At 68.2% G+C, this 16877-nt stretch carries 18 protein-coding genes; 8 read left to right on the top strand and 10 right to left on the bottom strand.

What is annotated here, in order from left to right:
• The first annotated feature begins 143 nt into the window (after positions 1–143).
• The gene (locus OHB24_RS16495) at positions 144–392 is read left to right on the top strand and encodes a hypothetical protein (RefSeq protein WP_327639906.1); all 249 of its coding nucleotides are present in this window, start codon (positions 144–146) and stop codon (positions 390–392) included.
• 530 nt (positions 393–922) lie between these two features.
• Here the strand turns inward: OHB24_RS16495 and OHB24_RS16490 are convergent.
• The 4 genes from OHB24_RS16490 to OHB24_RS16475 all read right to left on the bottom strand — a co-directional run bounded on the left by OHB24_RS16490 (position 923) and on the right by OHB24_RS16475 (position 4443).
• Positions 923–1669, bottom strand: coding sequence for a phosphoglyceromutase (locus OHB24_RS16490; RefSeq protein ID WP_327639905.1), 747 nt, complete (start codon positions 1667–1669; stop codon positions 923–925).
• 9 nt (positions 1670–1678) lie between these two features.
• Entirely contained in the window at positions 1679–2167 is a 489-nt protein-coding gene (locus tag OHB24_RS16485; protein WP_327639904.1) for a YbjN domain-containing protein, read from the bottom strand.
• Positions 2164–3441: a D-inositol-3-phosphate glycosyltransferase gene (gene mshA, locus OHB24_RS16480; protein WP_327639903.1), complete on the bottom strand. Its 1278-nt coding sequence runs from the start codon at positions 3439–3441 to the stop codon at positions 2164–2166. Before mshA ends, OHB24_RS16485 begins: the two co-directional genes overlap by 4 nt.
• Before the next feature lie 123 nt (positions 3442–3564).
• On the bottom strand, positions 3565–4443 hold the full coding sequence (locus tag OHB24_RS16475; protein ID WP_327639902.1) for a helix-turn-helix domain-containing protein: 879 nt from the start codon (positions 4441–4443) through the stop codon (positions 3565–3567).
• 103 nt (positions 4444–4546) lie between these two features.
• Here OHB24_RS16475 and OHB24_RS16470 point away from each other — a divergent pair, with 103 nt between their 5' ends.
• From OHB24_RS16470 to OHB24_RS16460, 3 genes are all read left to right on the top strand, one after another.
• Positions 4547–5290, top strand: coding sequence for an SDR family oxidoreductase (locus OHB24_RS16470; protein ID WP_327639901.1), 744 nt, complete (start codon positions 4547–4549; stop codon positions 5288–5290).
• A gap of 80 nt (positions 5291–5370) precedes the next feature.
• Complete coding sequence (locus OHB24_RS16465; RefSeq protein WP_327639900.1) at positions 5371–6372, top strand: hypothetical protein; 1002 nt, start codon at positions 5371–5373, stop codon at positions 6370–6372.
• Complete coding sequence (locus OHB24_RS16460; protein ID WP_327639899.1) at positions 6369–7115, top strand: SDR family NAD(P)-dependent oxidoreductase; 747 nt, start codon at positions 6369–6371, stop codon at positions 7113–7115. Before OHB24_RS16465 ends, OHB24_RS16460 begins: the two co-directional genes overlap by 4 nt.
• A gap of 41 nt (positions 7116–7156) precedes the next feature.
• Here the strand turns inward: OHB24_RS16460 and OHB24_RS16455 are convergent, their stop codons facing one another.
• Positions 7157–7972: an FRG domain-containing protein gene (locus OHB24_RS16455; RefSeq protein WP_327639898.1), complete on the bottom strand. Its 816-nt coding sequence runs from the start codon at positions 7970–7972 to the stop codon at positions 7157–7159.
• 127 nt (positions 7973–8099) lie between these two features.
• Here OHB24_RS16455 and OHB24_RS16450 point away from each other — a divergent pair, with 127 nt between their 5' ends.
• The 3 genes from OHB24_RS16450 (at position 8100) to OHB24_RS16440 (ending at position 9551) form a co-directional block, all read left to right on the top strand.
• Positions 8100–8528 carry a helix-turn-helix domain-containing protein gene (locus OHB24_RS16450; RefSeq protein WP_327639897.1) on the top strand — a complete coding sequence of 143 codons (429 nt, stop codon included), beginning with the start codon at positions 8100–8102 and terminating at the stop codon, positions 8526–8528.
• A gap of 31 nt (positions 8529–8559) precedes the next feature.
• Entirely contained in the window at positions 8560–9093 is a 534-nt protein-coding gene (locus OHB24_RS16445; protein ID WP_327639896.1) for a hypothetical protein, read from the top strand.
• A gap of 113 nt (positions 9094–9206) precedes the next feature.
• Positions 9207–9551, top strand: a complete 345-nt coding sequence (locus OHB24_RS16440) for a DUF2516 family protein (RefSeq protein WP_327639895.1) — start codon at positions 9207–9209, stop codon at positions 9549–9551.
• On the opposite strand, the gene OHB24_RS16435 is transcribed toward OHB24_RS16440, so the two are convergent.
• The 4 genes from OHB24_RS16435 to typA all read right to left on the bottom strand — a co-directional run bounded on the left by OHB24_RS16435 (position 9552) and on the right by typA (position 14787).
• The gene (locus OHB24_RS16435) at positions 9552–10343 is read right to left on the bottom strand and encodes a L,D-transpeptidase family protein (protein WP_327639894.1); all 792 of its coding nucleotides are present in this window, start codon (positions 10341–10343) and stop codon (positions 9552–9554) included.
• Between the two features lie 156 nt (positions 10344–10499).
• Entirely contained in the window at positions 10500–11090 is a 591-nt protein-coding gene (locus OHB24_RS16430) for a L,D-transpeptidase (RefSeq protein ID WP_327639893.1), read from the bottom strand.
• A 182-nt stretch (positions 11091–11272) separates the two neighbouring features.
• Complete coding sequence (locus OHB24_RS16425) at positions 11273–12925, bottom strand: glutamate--tRNA ligase (protein WP_327639892.1); 1653 nt, start codon at positions 12923–12925, stop codon at positions 11273–11275.
• Entirely contained in the window at positions 12925–14787 is a 1863-nt protein-coding gene (gene typA / locus OHB24_RS16420) for a translational GTPase TypA (RefSeq protein ID WP_327639891.1), read from the bottom strand. Before typA ends, OHB24_RS16425 begins: the two co-directional genes overlap by 1 nt.
• Positions 14788–15072: 285 nt before the next feature.
• On the opposite strand from typA, the gene OHB24_RS16415 reads away from it, so the two are divergent.
• Entirely contained in the window at positions 15073–15708 is a 636-nt protein-coding gene (locus OHB24_RS16415; RefSeq protein ID WP_327639890.1) for a TetR/AcrR family transcriptional regulator, read from the top strand.
• Here OHB24_RS16415 and OHB24_RS16410 read toward each other — a convergent pair.
• Positions 15676–16836 carry an FAD-dependent monooxygenase gene (locus OHB24_RS16410; RefSeq protein WP_327639889.1) on the bottom strand — a complete coding sequence of 387 codons (1161 nt, stop codon included), beginning with the start codon at positions 16834–16836 and terminating at the stop codon, positions 15676–15678. The two genes, OHB24_RS16415 and OHB24_RS16410, sit on opposite strands and share 33 nt — an antisense overlap.
• Between the last annotated feature and the right edge of the window lie 41 nt (positions 16837–16877).

The raw sequence follows: 16877 nt of genomic DNA, 5'->3' as shown, positions 1-16877 counted from the left end.
GAGAGGACACGCCTACGGCGCGGCTGTCTTTTGCCGGCTTCGCCGGAGCGCGTCCGCGGCGCCGGGCTGATGTTCCGGCGAGGACGTGAACTCGAGCTGTACCGGGCGGGGCCCAGTCGAGGGTCATGGATAGGTTCAGCAGCATGAGCGATCACTCGGAGACCGACCGGCTTGTCAGCGTCGACGTGTCAGGCATGAGCGGGCCTGAGCTGCTCGCACACCTGGACGCGGTGGAGCAGCACATGAGAAAGCTCCGCAGAACCGAGCTCGCGCTCCTGGAGGGCAGCCCCGAGATCGTCGCGCAACGCCCCGAACTGCAAGCCCACCTCGCCCACCTCCGCACCCTGGACCTCGAAGACCTCCCCCTCGACACCCCACCGCCGCCGGCCTGACACATTCCCCGGTCGTAGCCGAGGACAGCGTGGGGCTGGCCCAGGAAACAGCGGCGCTTGCGACTGACGTGTGGGCGGGTTGGTGTGTTCGGGATGTGCATTTGAACAGGAGGTGTCGGCCCGCTGGGTAGTGCACCTGAGCGTGATTTCGATCGTGCGTACAGCGTCTCGCAGGTGCTCTACCTGTCGAGCTTGCACACGACCGGCCGATCATCCGAGGCTCGGCGCGCCTGTTTGAGGCGGCTCGCTGGCGGGTTGTTTCACCGCTGACGTGCTACAACCCGCCAGCAGCACCACAACCCGCCAGTCGCACGGCATCACCCAGCCGAACGGCAGCTGCCGCGCCAGGACATGCGCCCAACAGCCCACCCGGCGCCAAAGCCCAGGAAACCGTGGCGTTGAACAGCCAATAACCTGTTCAACCCCACCGCAACGCCGGCTACCCCAGAACGGTTACCCAACAGCACGCCCCGGCGGAGCCGGTCACAAGGCAGCTGCGGCGGGGGTCTGGCGGGGGTGTGGGTGGAGGGTTAGCGGCCTTGGTTTTTGACGGCTTCTATGGCGTCTTTGGCTGCTTGGGGGTCTAGGTATTCGCCGCCGGGGGTTAGCGGCTTGAAGTTGTCGTCGAGTTCGTAGTAGAGGGGGATGCCGGTGGGGATGTTGAGGCCTACTACGGTCTGCTCGTCGAGGTCGTCGAGGTGTTTGACCAGGGCGCGGAGTGAGTTGCCGTGGGCGGTGACGAGGACGGTCTTCTCGGCGCGCAGGTCCGGCACGATCGCGTCGTACCAGTAGGGCAGCATCCGCTCGACGACGTCCTTGAGGCACTCGGTCGCGGGCAGTAGCTCCGGCGGCAGGGCGGCGTACCGCGCGTCGCCGGCCTGGTCGTACTCCGAGCCGCGCTCGATCGCCGGCGGCGGGGTGTCGTACGAGCGGCGGAACAGCATGAACTGCTCCTCGCCGAGCTCCTCCAGGGTCTGCTTCTTGTCCTTGCCCTGCAGGGCGCCGTAGTGCCGCTCGTTCAGGCGCCAGGAGCGCCGTACGTCGATCCACTGGCGGTCGGCGACCTCGAGCGCGATGTTCGCGGTGCGGATCGCGCGGCGCAGCACCGAGGTGTGCAGTACGTCGGGCAGCAGGTCGCGGTCGCGCAGCAGCTCGCCGCCCTTCTGGGCCTCCTCGACACCCTGGGCGTTCAGGTCGACGTCGACCCAGCCGGTGAAGAGGTTCTTGGCGTTCCAGTCGCTGTGGCCGTGGCGGAGCAGGATCAGGCGATAGGTCATACCCGCATGCTATCGAGGCTCCAGCCAGCCCTTGAACGCGTCCAGGTTTCGAGTGGATTCGCCGCGCAGCACGCGCCATTCGTACTCGCGCCGGATCGACGACGCGAACCCCATTTCGAGGATCGTGTTGAACGACGAGTCGGCGTACTCCAGCACCGCGCCGAGCAACCGGTCGACCTCACCAGGTGTGATCGCGTGCAGCGGGACCCGCCCGTCCAGGTGGATGTCACCCAGGTGGTCGACGGCGAACGCGACGCCGTACATCTTCAGGTTCCGCTCCAGCAGCCACCGGTACACGGCCGCATGGTTCTCGTCCGGGTGCCGCGCGACGAACGCGTGCACCTGGACCGCCTGCGCGCCGACCGTCAGCGAGACCGTGGTCTTCAGCTTCCGCTCCCCCGGCAGGTCCGCGCTGAAGACGCCCGGCTCACTCTCGGTGAAGTCGAGCTCGTTCTCGGTCAGCACCTGGCGGATCACGTCCGCCGCAGAAACTCTCACCCGGCTACCTCCGCGGCGATCTCGCTCGCCATCGTGTCCGCGGCGGTCCGGTACGCCGCCAGCGTTTTCCGCGCGGTCAGTTCCCAGCCGAACCCCCGTGCGTGCCCGACCGCCGCGTGGCTCATGCTCTCGCGGACGGCCGGATCCGTCGCGATCCGCGCCAGCGCGTCGGCGAAGTCGTCCACCGCGTGCCCGCGCACCAGGAACCCGGTCCGCCCGTCGAGCACCGCCGTACTCAGGCCGCCGACAGCCGCCGCGACCACCGGCGTACCGCAGGCCTGGGCCTCCAGCGCGACCAGCCCGAAGGACTCCGAGTACGACGGAACGCACACAACGGACGCCGCCCGGTACCAGTCGGCCAGCCGCGCCCGCTCCATCGGCTTCACAAAGCGTGTCACGTCAGAGATCCCGAGCGCCCGCGCCAGTTCGGCGTGCGACTCCGGGTGCTCCATCCCGTTGCCCGACGGCCCGCCGATGATCGCGACCACCAGCCGCGACCGCAGCGACGGGTCCCGCTCGAGCATTCGCGCGGCCGCCCGGATCAGCAGATCAGGCGCCTTCAACGGCTGGATCCGGCCGACGAACGCCAGTACGACGGCATCGGCCGGCAACCCCACGGCCTCTCGAGCGGCCGTCCGCGAGCCCGGGCTGAACAGCTCCAGATCGACGCCCGGATTCACCACACCGACCTTCGCCGGCTGGGCGCCGTACAGGTCGATCAGCTCGCGGGCCTCGTCGCCGGTGTTGGCCAGCAGGCGATCCGCGGCCTCGACGACCTGCTCCTCACCGATCAGCCGAGCGGGCGGCTCCGGTACGTCGTCGTCCGCGAGGCTGGCGTTCTTGACCTTGGCCATGGTGTGCATGGTGTGGACCAGTGGGACCGCCCAACGATCGCGGGCGAGCAGGCCGACCTGGCCGGACAACCAGTAGTGCGAGTGGATCACGTCGTACCAGCCGGGCTCGTGGATCGCCTCGGCGCGCAGGACGGCGCGGGCGAACGTGCACAGCTGGGCCGGGAGCTCGTTCTTCGTCAGGCCCTCGTACGGGCCGGCGGCGACGTTGCGGACCATCACGCCGGGCATCAGCTCGACCCGGGCCGGCAGCACCGACGCGGTCGCCCGGGTGAAGACGTCGACCTCGATCCCCAGGCCGGCCAGCTGCTTGGACAGCTCCACGACGTACACGTTCATCCCGCCGGCGTCCCCGGTCCCCGGCTGGTCGAGCGGCGACGTGTGCAGGCTGATCATCGCGACCCGCCGGAGGGGTCCGGTCATGGGGTCTCCCGGCCTGGACTGAGGAGCGCAGGGAGCGAAGCGACCGGAGCGACGAGGGAAGGCCGGGAGCAACAGCCCCAGGACCCGCCGCGACGGAGTCGCGGCATCAATGGAGTCACGACGTCAGGGTAACTCTGGGGCTTCCGCCGTGAATCGGGAGTTCTCCCTATCCGCGGCCGTCCAGCTGGCCAGCAGCCGCAGATTCTGCTCGGACGGCGACCCGGGCTCGACGGTGTAGGTGACCAGCAGCTGATCCGGCTCACCGGGCGGCTGCAGGGTCTCGTACTCCACGGTGATGTCGCCCACCAGTGAGTGGTGCTGCGTCTTCGTCCCGAACGTCTTGTCCTTCACGTCGTGCCGGGCCCAGTGCACGCGGAACTCGGGGCTCCGGATGGACAGTTCCCCGATCAGCTCGGCGAGCTCCGGGTCGTCCGGGTAGCGTCCGGCGTACATCCGCAGGTAGCCGACGGTCTCCTCTGCGACCGCCTCCCAGTCCGGGTAGAAGTCGCGCGACGCCGGGTCGAGGAAGACCATCCGCGGGATGTTGCGGTCCTTGAGGTCCAAGCTGTCGAAGTCCGCGATCAGGGCCGCGGCGAGCCGGTTCCAGCCCAGGACGTCCATCCGGCGGCCGAGGACGAACGCCGGTACGTCGGTCATCGAGTCCAGCAGCCGCTGCAGGCCGGGTCGCATCCGCTGCGCCGTACGCCGTTTGGTCCGCCGACGAGCCGGTTTCGCCAACAGGGCAAGGTGTTTCTGCTCGTCCTCGGTCAACTGGAGGACATCGGCGACGGCGTCCAGGATCTCCTGCGACACGTTCTCGGCGCGGCCCTGTTCGAGGCGGACGTAGTAGTCGGCGCTGACACCGGCCGCCTGGGCGAGCTCCTCGCGGCGCAGGCCGGGGACTCGGCGCCGCCCGCCGTACACCTTGATGCCGAGGTCCTCGGGCCGCACCCGCGCCCGGCGCGAGGTGAGGAACTCGGTCAGCTCCGCGCGACGATCCATGCCCTCCAGTATCCAGGCCGGCCCGCATCGCAACCTGGTCCTGGCAGAACCAGGCTCAGCAGACCACTGGGTAAGCCTCCGCGACCGCTCCAGGATCGGTGACATGACTGATCTACAGATTCGCAAGGCAGTGGTCACCGGCGCCGCGAGCGGTATCGGGGCCGCGATCGCCACCCAACTGGCCGAGGCCGGTGCCGCGGTCGCCCTGGTCGCGCGGCGGCAGGACCGCCTCGACGACCTGGCCGGCAAGCTCGGACCGCGGACCTTCGGCGTCGGCCTGGATGTCACCTCGCAGGAGTCGGTGGACGCCGGAGTCGCCCGGATCCACGAGCGGCTCGGCACCGTCGACCTGGTCGTGAACGCCGCGGGCGTGATGCTGGCCGCTCCGATCGCCGACGGGCGCCTCGACGACTGGACCCGGATGATCGACACGAACCTGACCGGCGTACTGCGACTGGTCCAGGCCTTCACGCCCGACCTGATCGCGGCGGCCGGCGAAGGACGGACGGCCGACCTGGTGAACATCTCGTCGATCGGGGCGCACGCCGTCTTCCCCGGGTACGCCGTGTACGGCGCAACGAAGGCGGCGCTGACGCATCTGTCGGCATCGTTGCGCGCGGACCTCTCGCCGTACGACGTCCGCGTGACGAACATCGAGCCCGGGCTGACGGACACCGAACTGGCGACGCACCTGGACAGCCCCGGGCAGGACCTGATCGCATCGATGAACGAGCAGATCGGGCCGCTGTCCGCCGAAGACATCGCCGACGTGGTGACGTTCGCGGTGAGCCGCCGGCGGGAGCTGAACCTGCGCCAGATCATCGCGCTGCCGACCCGCCAGGCCTGACCTTTGGTGGGCCTACCTCCACCCCCATTGGCGGACTCGGCCCACTGTGGCCCGGGCTCTGCGCCGAAAGCATTGGGGACATGCGTACAGTCCTCGAAGAAGTCAGGTCCTGGCATCGGCCGCTGGTGCTGATGGTGCTCACCATGTCCGGTCTCGTCCTGACCGCCGGCATCGGTCTCGCGGTCGACGGCCGGGAGATCCTCAACGAGTCCGTGTGGCTCAAGCCGTTCAAGTTCGGCCTGTCGTTCGTCCTGTACGGCGCGACGCTCGCGTGGCTGCTTTCCAAGCTGCGTAAGGCGAAACGCTTCGGCTGGTGGACCGGGACCGCGTTCGCGATCACCGGGATCGTCGACGTCGGGTTCATCGCCGTACAGGCCGCGCGCGGGACGTTCAGCCACTTCAACGACAACTCCGACACGTTCAACCAGGTCGGGCAGAAGGTCTTCATGTCGGGAGTCCTGGGGCTGTTCGGGGCGAGTCTGGTGGTGGCGATCATGCTGCTGTTCCAGCGGATCGGCGACGCCCCGCTGAACCGGGCGATCCGGGTCGGCCTCGGGCTGGCGGTCGCCGGTATGGCGCTCGCGTTCTACCTGGTCGGCTCGCAGGGGCAGCGGCAGGAGGTCACGGACGCGTACGGCCATCCGGTCACGCTGGCCGGCAGTCACGGCATCGGCGTCGAGGCGGGCGGTCCGGGGATGCCGTTGACCAACTGGAGCACCGTCGGCGGCGACCTGCGGATCCCGCACTTCGTCGGACTGCACGCGATCCACTTCCTGCTGCTGACGGTCCTCGCGCTGAGCCTCCTCGCCGCGCGGGTCGAGTGGCTGCGGCCGGAGCGCGTCCGCCACCGCCTGGTCGGCGTCGCGGCCTTCGGGTACACCGGCGTGATGATCACGGTGACGGTCCAGGCGTTCCGCGGGCAGGCTTTGATCCACCCCGACGTACAGACCCTTGGTCTGCTGGGCGGGTTCCTGGCGGTGAGCCTGGCTGCGCTCTTCGGGGTGGTCGCGGCCGCTCGCCGGCAGGTGGACGTGAGACGGCCCGACGAGCGCGCCGATGGCTTTGAGAAACTTGGGGTATGACTTCGAGCGATCGTCCTCTGGCCGTGGTGACGGGTGCTAGCAGCGGGATCGGGGCCGCGTCGGCGCGGTACCTCGCCCGTGAAGGGTTCGAGGTGATCTGCGCCGCACGGCGGCTGGACCGGATCGAGGCGCTGGCCAAGGAGATCGACGGCCGCGCGGTGCAGTGCGATGTGACCTCCGCCGAGGACGTCGCCGCACTCACCGCCGCGGTCGGCGACGAACTGCAGGTGCTGGTGAACAACGCCGGCGGGGCGTTCGGCTTCGAGCCGGTGGCCGACGCCGATCTGGACGCCTGGCGGCGGATGTTCGAGGTGAACGTGATCGCGGTCGCCGCAGTCACCAAGTCGTTGCTTCCGGCACTGATCGCCGGGCGCGGCACGATCATCGTGATGGGCTCGACGGCCGGCCAGGTCGCGTACGAGGGCGGCGGCGGGTACGTCGCCGCGAAGCACGGCGCGAAGGCCGTCGTCGACACGCTCCGCCTGGAGCTGTACGACCAGCCGGTCCGGGTCACCGAGATCGCCCCCGGCATGGTCCAGAGCGAAGGCTTCGCCCTGACCCGCTTCAACGGCGACCAGTCCAAGGCCGACGCCGTGTACGCCGGCGTACGGGAACCGCTGACGGCCGACGACGTCGCCGACATCGTCGCCTGGATCGCCACCCGCCCGTCCCACGTCAACATCGACCGCATCACCGTCCGCCCCCGAGCCCAGGCCGCCCAGCACAAGGTCCACCGCGAGTAGGTGGTGGCGGAGGGAAGGAGTGCATTCGCTCCACCACTCGCTCAGTACATCCCTTTGGTTCCGTGAACGGAGCCCGGCGGATACTGCCCCCTCAGCTCGGACGCGAGATGCTCGAGGTCGGGATAGATGTCACCCGGCCGGTACCCGCAGATCTCGACCTGCCTGGCGAACTGCGGCACTGCGCTTCTCGGGATGACCAACTTCTCGAGGAAGAAGGGTGCGTCCTCGAGGTGATCGAGTACACCGTAGTCCGGTGAATGAATCGTGAAGCAACCCTGCTGCACGAACATGCGGATATCGGTCTCCGATGCCATCGCGGCCAGCACCCTGTCTGGTCGCCGGTACGGATCCGCATCGTCGTCGTCACGGAACGCTCCCCGGAGCAGTCCGCTGCACTCGCCCGAAACAATCGACGGAGTGACGTCGACATGACTCACATGTCTGTTCAGATCATGCGGTGCGAGGATCCAGATTGCTGCGTCGACCGGCGTGAGCGATTCCTGGTCTCTGGGCAGATAGCTCTCGATCGCGAAGTAGGCGGCAACAAGTGGCGAGCGGCTCCAGTCCAGCAGCCGAGTGGGCAACCCGTAGTGCTGCATCAAGCTCAGCCAGCCGGCGTGGTCGTCGTACCTCGGAGTGTTCGGGTACCTGATGGCCGCCCTGGTGCGGAATCGATGAGTGAAGTTCCGCTCGTCCGCCTGACCGTAGGAGCCGTACTGCGGCCGAGGTCGCCAGATCGACGGCGCGACAGACCAGCGTGCGTCGTGCTGTCCCCGGAACCACAACGGTCTCATCTGCCCACGGGAATGCTGCTCGATTGCTTCAACCAGCTCGCCGATGCTGCCGATCTCTGTCATCAGACCCCCTCTTCCAGCACAGGCGGGCGAGCCTACTCGCGTTGACGACTCCTCACGAGGCTTCACGTGAGGCGGCTCACGGGGTGGGTGCTTGCAATTGCAAGCAGCTTGCTAGCACACTGGGGGTATGGCCAAGTTGAGTGATCGGGCGGCTGGGGCGGTGGGCTCCGTTGGGGAGTACCTCGCCGAGCAGCGGCGGCAAGCGCAGCTGTCGTTGCGGCAGTTGTCCGACCTGGCCGGAGTGTCGAACCCGTACCTCAGCCAGATCGAGCGCGGTCTACGGAAGCCGTCGGCCGACGTACTGCAGCAGCTCGCGAAGGCGTTGCGGATCTCCGCGGAGACCCTGTACGTACGGGCGGGCATTCTCGATCCGGACGACGAAGCCGATGGCGGCCGGCAGGGCACGGGCGTGGTCGACGCCGTCCTGCTCGACCCCGCACTGACCGAGCGCCAGAAGCGCGTCCTGCTGGACGTCTACACGTCGTTCGTCCGCGAGAACGCCCCTGAAGAGCCCCCAGTGAAGAAGCCCACGGCTCGCAAGCGCAGCACCGACTGAACCTGCTGAAAACACCCCGAGGAGAAGCCTGATGGCTACCCGTACCCCTGTTACGCCGTTCTACGCGATCGCCGGCGCCGGCGACCTCGCGGTCGAGAAGGTCCGCGCCGTCGGCGAGGACGTGACCGCCCGGTTCGCGAAGATCGACCAGAAGAACCTGCAGACCGAGCTCACCAAGGAGCTGACCAAGGCGCAGGCCGAGCTGACCAAGCGCTTCGAGGCGATCGTCGCCGACGCGCGCACGGCCCCGGCCAAGCTGCGTGAGTTCCCGAAGACCGCGCAGGCCGGTTTCACCACCGTCCTCGGTCAGGCCGAGGAGACCTACGAGGACCTCGCCGGCCGCGGCAAGGACCTGGTCGAGCGGATCCGCCACCAGGAGGCGACCGAGGACCTGGTCAGCACCGCCAAGACCACGGTGAGCAAGGCCAAGGCCACCCGCACCACCGCGAAGAAGACCGCCACGACCGCGACCCGCAACGTCAAGGCGACCGCGACCAGCGCCCGCAAGACCGCGAAGGCCGCCACCAAGGCCGCCGAGTCCGCGGCCGACAAGGTCGGCGACTGAATCACGACAGACAGTAACGATTCACCCCTCTCCGGGTGAATCCTGCGACCGGGCGGTCCACAGCTGCGACTGAGCAGAGGTGGGCCGCCCGTTCTGTCGGTTAGGCTCGTAGCATGATCACCTTCCGGAGCCTGATCCCCGGGTTCGACGATCCGCTGTCGGTCATCTGGTGGGTGCTGCTTGCGTTCAAGCTGGTCGCGCTCGCCGACGCGGTGTTCCGGCCACGGGCGGTGTTCATCGCCGCCGACAAGCTCACCAAACCCGGCTGGGTGCTGATCCTGTCCGTGTTCACACTGAGTCAGGTGTTCCAGGGCTGGCTGAGCTTCTTCGGCCTGATCGGCATCGTCGCCTCCGCCGTGTACCTCGTGGACGCCCGCCCCGCTCTGCGCGCCGCCACCGGCCGTGGCCGCGGCGGCTGGGGCGCCATCCGCCGCCGCAGAGGCCCCCGCCCGCTCTGACTACGAGCGGTAGACGATCACCTTGTCGCCGACGTGGATCTGGTCGAAGAGGACCTTGATCTTGGCCAGGTCGCGGACGTTCACGCAGCCGTGGGACGCGCCGTTGTAGCCGCGGGCCGCGAAGTCCGACGAGTAGTGCACCGCCTGGCCGCCGCTGAAGAACATCGCGTACGGCATCTTCGAGTCGTACAGCTTCGAGACGTGGTTCCGGCTCTTCCAACCGACCGTGAAGCTGCCTTCCCGGGTCGCGGTCTTCACCGCGCCGAACCGGACGTCCAGCTGCATCTTCACCACACCGTCGACGACGTACCGCAGCTTGCGGGTGGACTTGTCGATGCACAGTGCCACACCGGTCGCGCAGCGCGCGTCGAGCTTCTTGCCGTTCACCACCGGCACCGGCGGGAACAGCTCGGTCTGGGTCGGTTCGTGGGTGACCTTCACCAGCTGGTCCCAGGTGTTCTGGTCGATGTACCCGAGCTGGGGAATGCCCTTGGACTTCTGGAACTTCTTCACCGCGGACCGGGTCATGGTCCCGAACTCGTTGTCCAGGTAGCGCTTCTCGAGCAGCTTCAGCTGCACCAGCCGCGCCTCGACCTTGCGGACGTTCGTCCCGCTGGAGCCGTTCTTCCACAGCGCCTTCGGGTAGATCGGCAGCTCACCGCTCACCTCGAACGGCACCGTCTTCAGGTCCTGCGGGGCCGCGGTCGCACTCGTTCCGGTACTCAGGAGTGCAGCAATCGCGCCCCCGGCAACCAGCCCGCTCAGCAACTTGCGAATCAACAGCCCGCGCATCGAGACCCCCTCGGATAGACCTCGTCCCACACTTGTAGGACGTCCTCACCGGCCATCTGGTTGGCTCAGAGTACCGGAGGACCTCCACAGCGAGACCGGAAACGCGACAGCGGCCGGGGTGTAGGGCCCCGGCCGCTGTGTGCGTGTTGCTTCAGCTCACTTGCTGTAGACGACGACGCGGTCGCCGACCTTCACCCGGGAGAAGACCCAGGCGATCTTCTTCTTGTCGCGGATGTTCGCACAACCGTGCGAGGCGCCGTTGTAGCCGCGGGCCTTGAAGTCCGAGGAGTAGTGCACCGCCTGGCCGCCGCTGAAGAACATCGCGTACGGCATCTTGGTGTGGTACAGCGACGACACGTGGTTCTTCGACTTGCGGTAGACGCGGAAGACGCCGTTACGCGTCGGGGTCCGGCTGGAACCGAACCGGACGTCCATCACCTGCACCGGCTTGCCGTTCACCATGTAGACCAGCTTGCGGGTCTTCTTGTTGATGCACAGCACGCGGCCCTTGGTGATGCACCGGCGGTCAATGCGGTACTTCGCGATCAGCTTGCTGTTCGAGGTCGCCTTCGGCTTCGCCGCTGCGGCCTTCGGCGGCTGACCGACCGGAGCCGGCGCCGTGGTCGAGTTCTGCGCCGACGCCGTCACCTGAGGCGCGGCCTCAGCCGAAGTGGTCGCCGACAGTGCGCCGACGCCCACGAACGCGGCGGCCGTCAGGGTAGCGCCGAACTTACGCAGAATGCCCATGTTTCCCTTGTCCTTCCCCCAATTAGTGCTTCCACAAGACAGACGTCGCTACTTCACGTCTGGTTGGTAACGAATCAAAACTTTCTTTCCCCACCGCCAGCCCCACCGCTGGCCGAGAAATGGTGTATCACACCGACGGAGCCCAGAGCACGCTCCGTCAGTCACCGTTTCCAGTTCGTGCTCTAAGACGTCAGCGCGCGCAGGCGACGCAGTACTTCCGGGGCCCCGAGGGCCTGTGCGGTCGCGTGCAGATCGGGGCTCCGGGTGGCGCCGGTGATCGCGACGCGCACGAGCTGCGAGGCCTCGCGGATCGAGCCGACGTACGCGTCCGGATCCTTCTTGTACTCCTTGGCGTTCGGCGCGAACCGGTGCTTGCCGGCGAGAGTACGGATCTGGTCGAACCACTCCTGCGGGTCGTCGAGATGCTCGTAGTTCGCGACGAGATCCGCCGCGAACGCCGTGACGACATCGGCTGCGACACCGAGCGGAGCCAGCCGCTCGTCGCCCGGTCCGTCCACCGGGACGAACAGCTCGGTGAAGAAGAATCCGTACGCCGGCCGGAAGTCCGACCACTTGCGCAGGTCCTTGCGGGGGTTCTCGACGCCGTCGCGCTCGACCGCCAGCGCACGCAGCGCCAGGTCCTTCTCGTTGTCGAGCACGGGAACGAGGTCAGCGTCGTACTCCACGGCCCAGACACGCACCGCGTCGAGGATCTGCTGTCCGCTCAGCGTCGCGATGTGGTCGGCGCTGATGTCCTCCAGCTTCACCAGGTCGACCAACGGACCGGCGACCCCGCACAGGCTCAGGTCGAGCGGCGTCGTCAGCGCCTCGGCCAGCGGCAGCTCCGCGAGCCGGCCGTTGGCCAGGCCGCGCAGGTAGTACAGGACCGCGTCGGCCGGGTAGCCCGCGCCGATGTAGAAGTCGACGCCCGCCTCGGGATCCTTGCGCTTCGACAGCTTGCGCTTCCCGCCCGGGATCTGCTTCATCAGGGGCGCGATGTGCGCGTACGTGATCGGCTCGAACTCCAGCGCCGCGAACAACTGCTGGTGCAGCGGCACCGAGGAGATCCACTCGTCGCCGCGGATCACCAGGTTCACCCGCATCAGGTGGTCGTCGACCGCGTGCGCGAAGTGGTACGTCGGAAGCCGCGGCGACTGGTCCGACGCCTTCAGGATGACCGCGTCGTTGCGATTCGCCTCGTGCTCGAGCCGGCCGCGGATCGCGTCGACGAAGCTGGTCCGCTGCCCGTCGGCGTCGTCAGGCGTCCGGAAGCGCACGACGTACGGCGTACCCTCCGCGAGCTTGGCCTCGACGGTGGACGGGTCGGCGTCGCGCCAGATCGCCCACTTGCCGTAGTACCCGGTCGGGACCTTCGACGCCTGCTGGCGGGAGGTGATGTCGGCGAGCTCGTCCTTCGTCGCGAAGCACAGGTACGCCTTGCCCTGCCGGAGCAGGTGCCGCACGTAGGTGAGGTAGATCTGCTCGCGCTCGGACTGCAGATACGGCCCGTACGAACCGTGGTCCTTGTCCTCGTCGGAGCTGATGCCGAAGTACTCGAACGCGCGCGCGAACTGCTCGAGCGCGCCCTCGACCTCCCGCGACTGGTCGGTGTCCTCGACGCGGACCAGATACACCCCGCCGGTGTTCGACGAGATGTCGCGGTCGATCATCCCGGCGTAGATGCCGCCGATGTGGATGAACCCGGTCGGCGACGGGCCGAGCCGCGTGACCTTCGCCCCCTCCGGCAGCTCTCGCGCCGGATACCGCTCTTCCCAGTGCCCCGGCTCCGGGAGATCCGCCGGGAAGAGCCCGTCTACCACCGCGCGGTCGACCATCAGCTCTTCGACTTGCGGCCGAGCTTGGCGCGCTCGATCTGGGTGAGGGCGACCTTGCGCATCCGGATCGCGTCGGGCGTGACCTCCACGCACTCGTCCTCGCGGCAGAACTCGAGCGACTGCTCCAGCGACAGCTTGCGGGCCGGCACCAGCTTCTCGAACTCGTCCGCGTTCGAGCGGACGTTGGTCATCTTCTTTTCCTTGGTGATGTTGACGTCCATGTCGTCGGAGCGCGAGTTCTCGCCGACGATCATGCCCTCGTACACCTCGGTCGTCGGCTCGACGAACATCGTGCCGCGCTCCTGCAGGTTGATCATCGCGTACGACGTGGCTGCACCGGTCCGGTCGGACACGAGCGAACCGGAAGGCCGCGTGCGCAGCTCGCCGAACCACGGCTCGTACCCCTCGAAGACGTGGTGCGCGATGCCGGTACCGCGGGTGTCGGTGAGGAACTCGGTACGGAAGCCGATCAGCCCGCGGGCCGGGACCAGGAACTCCATCCGGACCCAGCCGGTGCCGTGGTTGGTCATCTGCTCCATCCGGCCCTTCCGGACCGCGAGCAGCTGGGTGACCGTGCCGAGGTACTCCTCCGGGCAGTCGATCGTCAGCCGCTCGACCGGCTCGTGCCGCTTGCCGTTGATCTCGCGGGTGACCACCTGCGGCTTGCCGACGGTCAGCTCGTAGCCCTCGCGGCGCATCTGCTCGACCAGGATGGCCAGCGCCAGCTCACCACGACCCTGCACCTCCCAAGCGTCCGGACGCTCGGTCGGGAGCACCTTCAGCGAGACGTTACCGACCAACTCGCGGTCGAGGCGGTCCTTGACCAGGCGTGCGGTCACCTTGGTGCCCTTGGTCCGGCCGGCCAACGGGGACGTGTTGGTGCCGATCGTCATCGAGATGGCCGGCTCGTCCACGGTGATCAGCGGCAGCGGCTTCGGGTTTTCCGGATCGGTCAGGGTGTCGCCGATCATGATCTCCGGAATGCCCGCGATCGCGCAGATGTCACCCGGGCCGGCCGAGTCGCCGGGGACGCGCTCGAGCGCCTCGGTGACCAGCAGTTCGGTGATCTTGACCTTCTGGATCGTGCCGTCGTGGCGGCACCAGGCGACCTGCGAGCCCTTCTTCAGGGTGCCTTCGTGCACGCGGACCAGCGCGAGCCGGCCGAGGAACGGCGAGGCGTCCAGGTTGGTGACGTGCGCCTGCAGCGGCGCGCCCTCGGTGTACTCCGGGGCCGGCACGTTCTTCAGGATCGTCTCGAACAGCGGCTCGAGGTCCTCGGAGTCCGGCATACCGCCGTCGGCAGGCTGGTTCAGCGAGGCGCGGCCGGCCCGGGCCGAGGCGTAGACGACCGGGAAGTCCAGGGCGGACTGGTCGGCGTCGTGGTCGAGCAGGTCGAGGAACAGCTCGTAGGTCTCGTCGACGACCTCGGAGATCCGGGCGTCCGGACGGTCGACCTTGTTGACCACCAGGATCACCGGCATCTGCCGGGCCAGCGCCTTGCGGAGCACGAACCGGGTCTGCGGCAGCGGGCCCTCGGAGGCGTCCACCAGCAGCACGATCGCGTCCACCATCGACAGGCCGCGCTCGACCTCGCCGCCGAAGTCGGCGTGACCGGGGGTGTCGATGATGTTGATCGTCATCTGCTCGCCGTTGGCCATCTTGTGCCGTACGGCGGTGTTCTTGGCGAGGATCGTGATGCCCTTCTCACGTTCCAGGTCGCCGGAGTCCATCGCCCGCTCATCCACGTGCTGATGGGCCCCGAAGGCACCGGACTGCCACAGCATCGCGTCGACGAGGGTGGTCTTCCCGTGGTCGACGTGGGCCACGATCGCGACGTTGCGCAGGTCGTTACGGACAGGCATGAGGAAGCGCTCCAAGCAATGAGAGGGATCTGGCGGTGGCTACGGCGGTTTCACGTGCCACTCGACACAGGGCGCAGCCCTTTCATTCTACCCGTCACGGCGCGTGTCCAGAAAACGGGACGGTCCTTGACGTTTGTTGACTGGACGTCCAGTCTATAAGCGGCGCCTGGGGAGGGGCCTAACCACGGGGGGTCAGCCCGAGGCGCCGGGCACGAGGATGGGGGGTTGCCCGGCGCTTCAGGCTTCGACCGGCGGGCGTCGTGGACCCGTTCGGAAGGGAAAACCGTGCCGCGCTCGGCGACCGTCAACCAGGAACTGCGGGAACGCTCCCGCGAACGCATCCTGGCCGCGGCGCTGGAAACCTTCGCCGCGAAGGGCTACGAGGCAGCGTCGATCTCCGACATCACCGCCGCCGCGGGCGTCTCCCGCGGCCTGGTCTCGTACTATTTCGCCACCAAGGAGCAACTGGCGGCGGAACTCCTGGACCGCTGGCTGGACGGCATCGCGGGCATTCTGACCATTCAGGGAACGCCTGATGAACGTCTGGCCGGCATCATCGACGGCGCCCTGATGGCGGCCGCGACCACGCTCCCGATCCAGCGGCTCGCGATCACGCTGATGATGCAGCCGACGACCCACGACGTGTTCGCCCGCGTCGAGCAGGCCAAGTCCGGTCGGTTGGCACTGGTCGAGGACGCGATCCGCGACGTGTTCGCGGCCCGCGGCGCCGCCGACCCGGCCGTCGAGGAGATGTTGCTCAGAGCAACCTTGGAGGGCGTGACCGTCAAACTCGCGATCTACCGCGAGACCTTCCCCCTGGAAGCGATCCGCACCCGCCTGTACGCCGGCTACGACCTGCCCGCGCCGACCGCCCCGCTCCCCGTCCTGTCACCCGCGGTCGACCGCCTGCGCGCCAAATGACCCCGGCGGGGTCCAGTCGAAGATCCGCGTACCGTTCCTGAGCGCGGCCCGCGGCGGGGTGATCCGCAGCATGGCGTTCCGCAACCACTGACCACGCGCACCGACCTCTGCCCCGGTCCGCCCCATCCACGCCGACCTGTTGACGATCCTCTGCGTACGTCGGTACCGCTGCGACTCGTACTCCCGCAGCCCGGCCGCCAACTCACCACCGGCCGGAATCACCAGCCCGAGCGTCACCGCGTCCTCGAGCGCCGAGTTCGCGCCCTGTCCGAGCGTCGGCAGCATCGGATGCGCCGCATCCCCGATCAGCACGGTCCGCCCGATCGTGTACCGCGGCAGCGGCCGGTCCAGCACCCACACGTCGTGCCGGATCACCTCGTCCGTCGCCTCGGTCAGCGCCCGTACGTCGGGAGCCCACGCGGCGAAGTACTCGCGGACCGCCCGTACCTCGTCCTCGATCGGACGACCGCTCGGCATCGCGACGTACCCGTACCAATAGACCTCGTCGGCGCTGATCCGCAGCGCCCCGAACTCGGCGTTCGGCCCCCACGTCATCGCGAACCGGTCGTCGACCGTGGTGTCCGGTATCGCAGCACGCCAGCAACTGAAGCCGCTGTAGCGCAAGACGTTCGAGAAGAGTGAGCTGCGGGCGACGCTGCGGATCCCGTCCGCGCCGACCACCAGATCGGCCCGCGCACTGTGCGTACCGTCCGCCGACTCCCACGTCACCCGGGCCCGCTCACCACCCACCGCCCCCGGTTCGACCGCACTGACCCGGGCCCATGTCACCAGGTCGGCGTCCTGCGCCTCGACCAGCGCCTGGTGCAGCCGTCGCCGGTGGATCCCGATCATCCCGGTGTCACCACCATCAGGTGCCTTGAGCAACCATTTCCCGTCCCACCGCCGGGTCCCGGCCGCGCGGACGTCGTACCCACTCCGCCGGATCCGCTCCGCCGCCCCGAGCTCCTCGGCCGCCCGCTGCCCGTTGACAGTCACGACAAGCCCCGCGCCGACCTCTCCCAACTCCGGCGCACTCTCCAACAGCCGAACCCGCCAACCGCTTCGCCCCAACGCAGCAGCCGCCGCCACCCCACCGATCCCGGCCCCGATCACGATCGCCTCGTCCATACCTTTCACCTTAGGAACGCGGACGGCCGAGCGCGTACGAC

This window comes from Kribbella sp. NBC_00482 (assembly GCF_036013725.1).
Lineage (GTDB): Bacteria > Actinomycetota > Actinomycetes > Propionibacteriales > Kribbellaceae > Kribbella.
This window is presented reverse-complemented; position numbering and strand designations above follow the sequence as displayed.

What these genes read in the sequence shown, in the direction of transcription:
- OHB24_RS16450 (WP_327639897.1), top strand. Translation starts at nt 8,100, where the DNA reads ATGGCCAAGTTGAGTGATCGGGCGGCTGGGGCGGTGGGCTCCGTTGGG.
- mshA (WP_327639903.1), bottom strand. Translation starts at nt 3,441, where the DNA reads ATGACCGGACCCCTCCGGCGGGTCGCGATGATCAGCCTGCACACGTCG.
- OHB24_RS16475 (WP_327639902.1), bottom strand. Translation starts at nt 4,443, where the DNA reads ATGGATCGTCGCGCGGAGCTGACCGAGTTCCTCACCTCGCGCCGGGCG.
- OHB24_RS16410 (WP_327639889.1), bottom strand. Translation starts at nt 16,836, where the DNA reads ATGGACGAGGCGATCGTGATCGGGGCCGGGATCGGTGGGGTGGCGGCG.
- OHB24_RS16460 (WP_327639899.1), top strand. Translation starts at nt 6,369, where the DNA reads ATGACTTCGAGCGATCGTCCTCTGGCCGTGGTGACGGGTGCTAGCAGC.
- OHB24_RS16470 (WP_327639901.1), top strand. Translation starts at nt 4,547, where the DNA reads ATGACTGATCTACAGATTCGCAAGGCAGTGGTCACCGGCGCCGCGAGC.
- OHB24_RS16435 (WP_327639894.1), bottom strand. Translation starts at nt 10,343, where the DNA reads ATGCGCGGGCTGTTGATTCGCAAGTTGCTGAGCGGGCTGGTTGCCGGG.
- OHB24_RS16430 (WP_327639893.1), bottom strand. Translation starts at nt 11,090, where the DNA reads ATGGGCATTCTGCGTAAGTTCGGCGCTACCCTGACGGCCGCCGCGTTC.
- OHB24_RS16455 (WP_327639898.1), bottom strand. Translation starts at nt 7,972, where the DNA reads ATGACAGAGATCGGCAGCATCGGCGAGCTGGTTGAAGCAATCGAGCAG.
- OHB24_RS16445 (WP_327639896.1), top strand. Translation starts at nt 8,560, where the DNA reads ATGGCTACCCGTACCCCTGTTACGCCGTTCTACGCGATCGCCGGCGCC.
- OHB24_RS16490 (WP_327639905.1), bottom strand. Translation starts at nt 1,669, where the DNA reads ATGACCTATCGCCTGATCCTGCTCCGCCACGGCCACAGCGACTGGAAC.
- OHB24_RS16425 (WP_327639892.1), bottom strand. Translation starts at nt 12,925, where the DNA reads ATGGTCGACCGCGCGGTGGTAGACGGGCTCTTCCCGGCGGATCTCCCG.
- OHB24_RS16440 (WP_327639895.1), top strand. Translation starts at nt 9,207, where the DNA reads ATGATCACCTTCCGGAGCCTGATCCCCGGGTTCGACGATCCGCTGTCG.
- OHB24_RS16465 (WP_327639900.1), top strand. Translation starts at nt 5,371, where the DNA reads ATGCGTACAGTCCTCGAAGAAGTCAGGTCCTGGCATCGGCCGCTGGTG.
- typA (WP_327639891.1), bottom strand. Translation starts at nt 14,787, where the DNA reads ATGCCTGTCCGTAACGACCTGCGCAACGTCGCGATCGTGGCCCACGTC.
- OHB24_RS16495 (WP_327639906.1), top strand. Translation starts at nt 144, where the DNA reads ATGAGCGATCACTCGGAGACCGACCGGCTTGTCAGCGTCGACGTGTCA.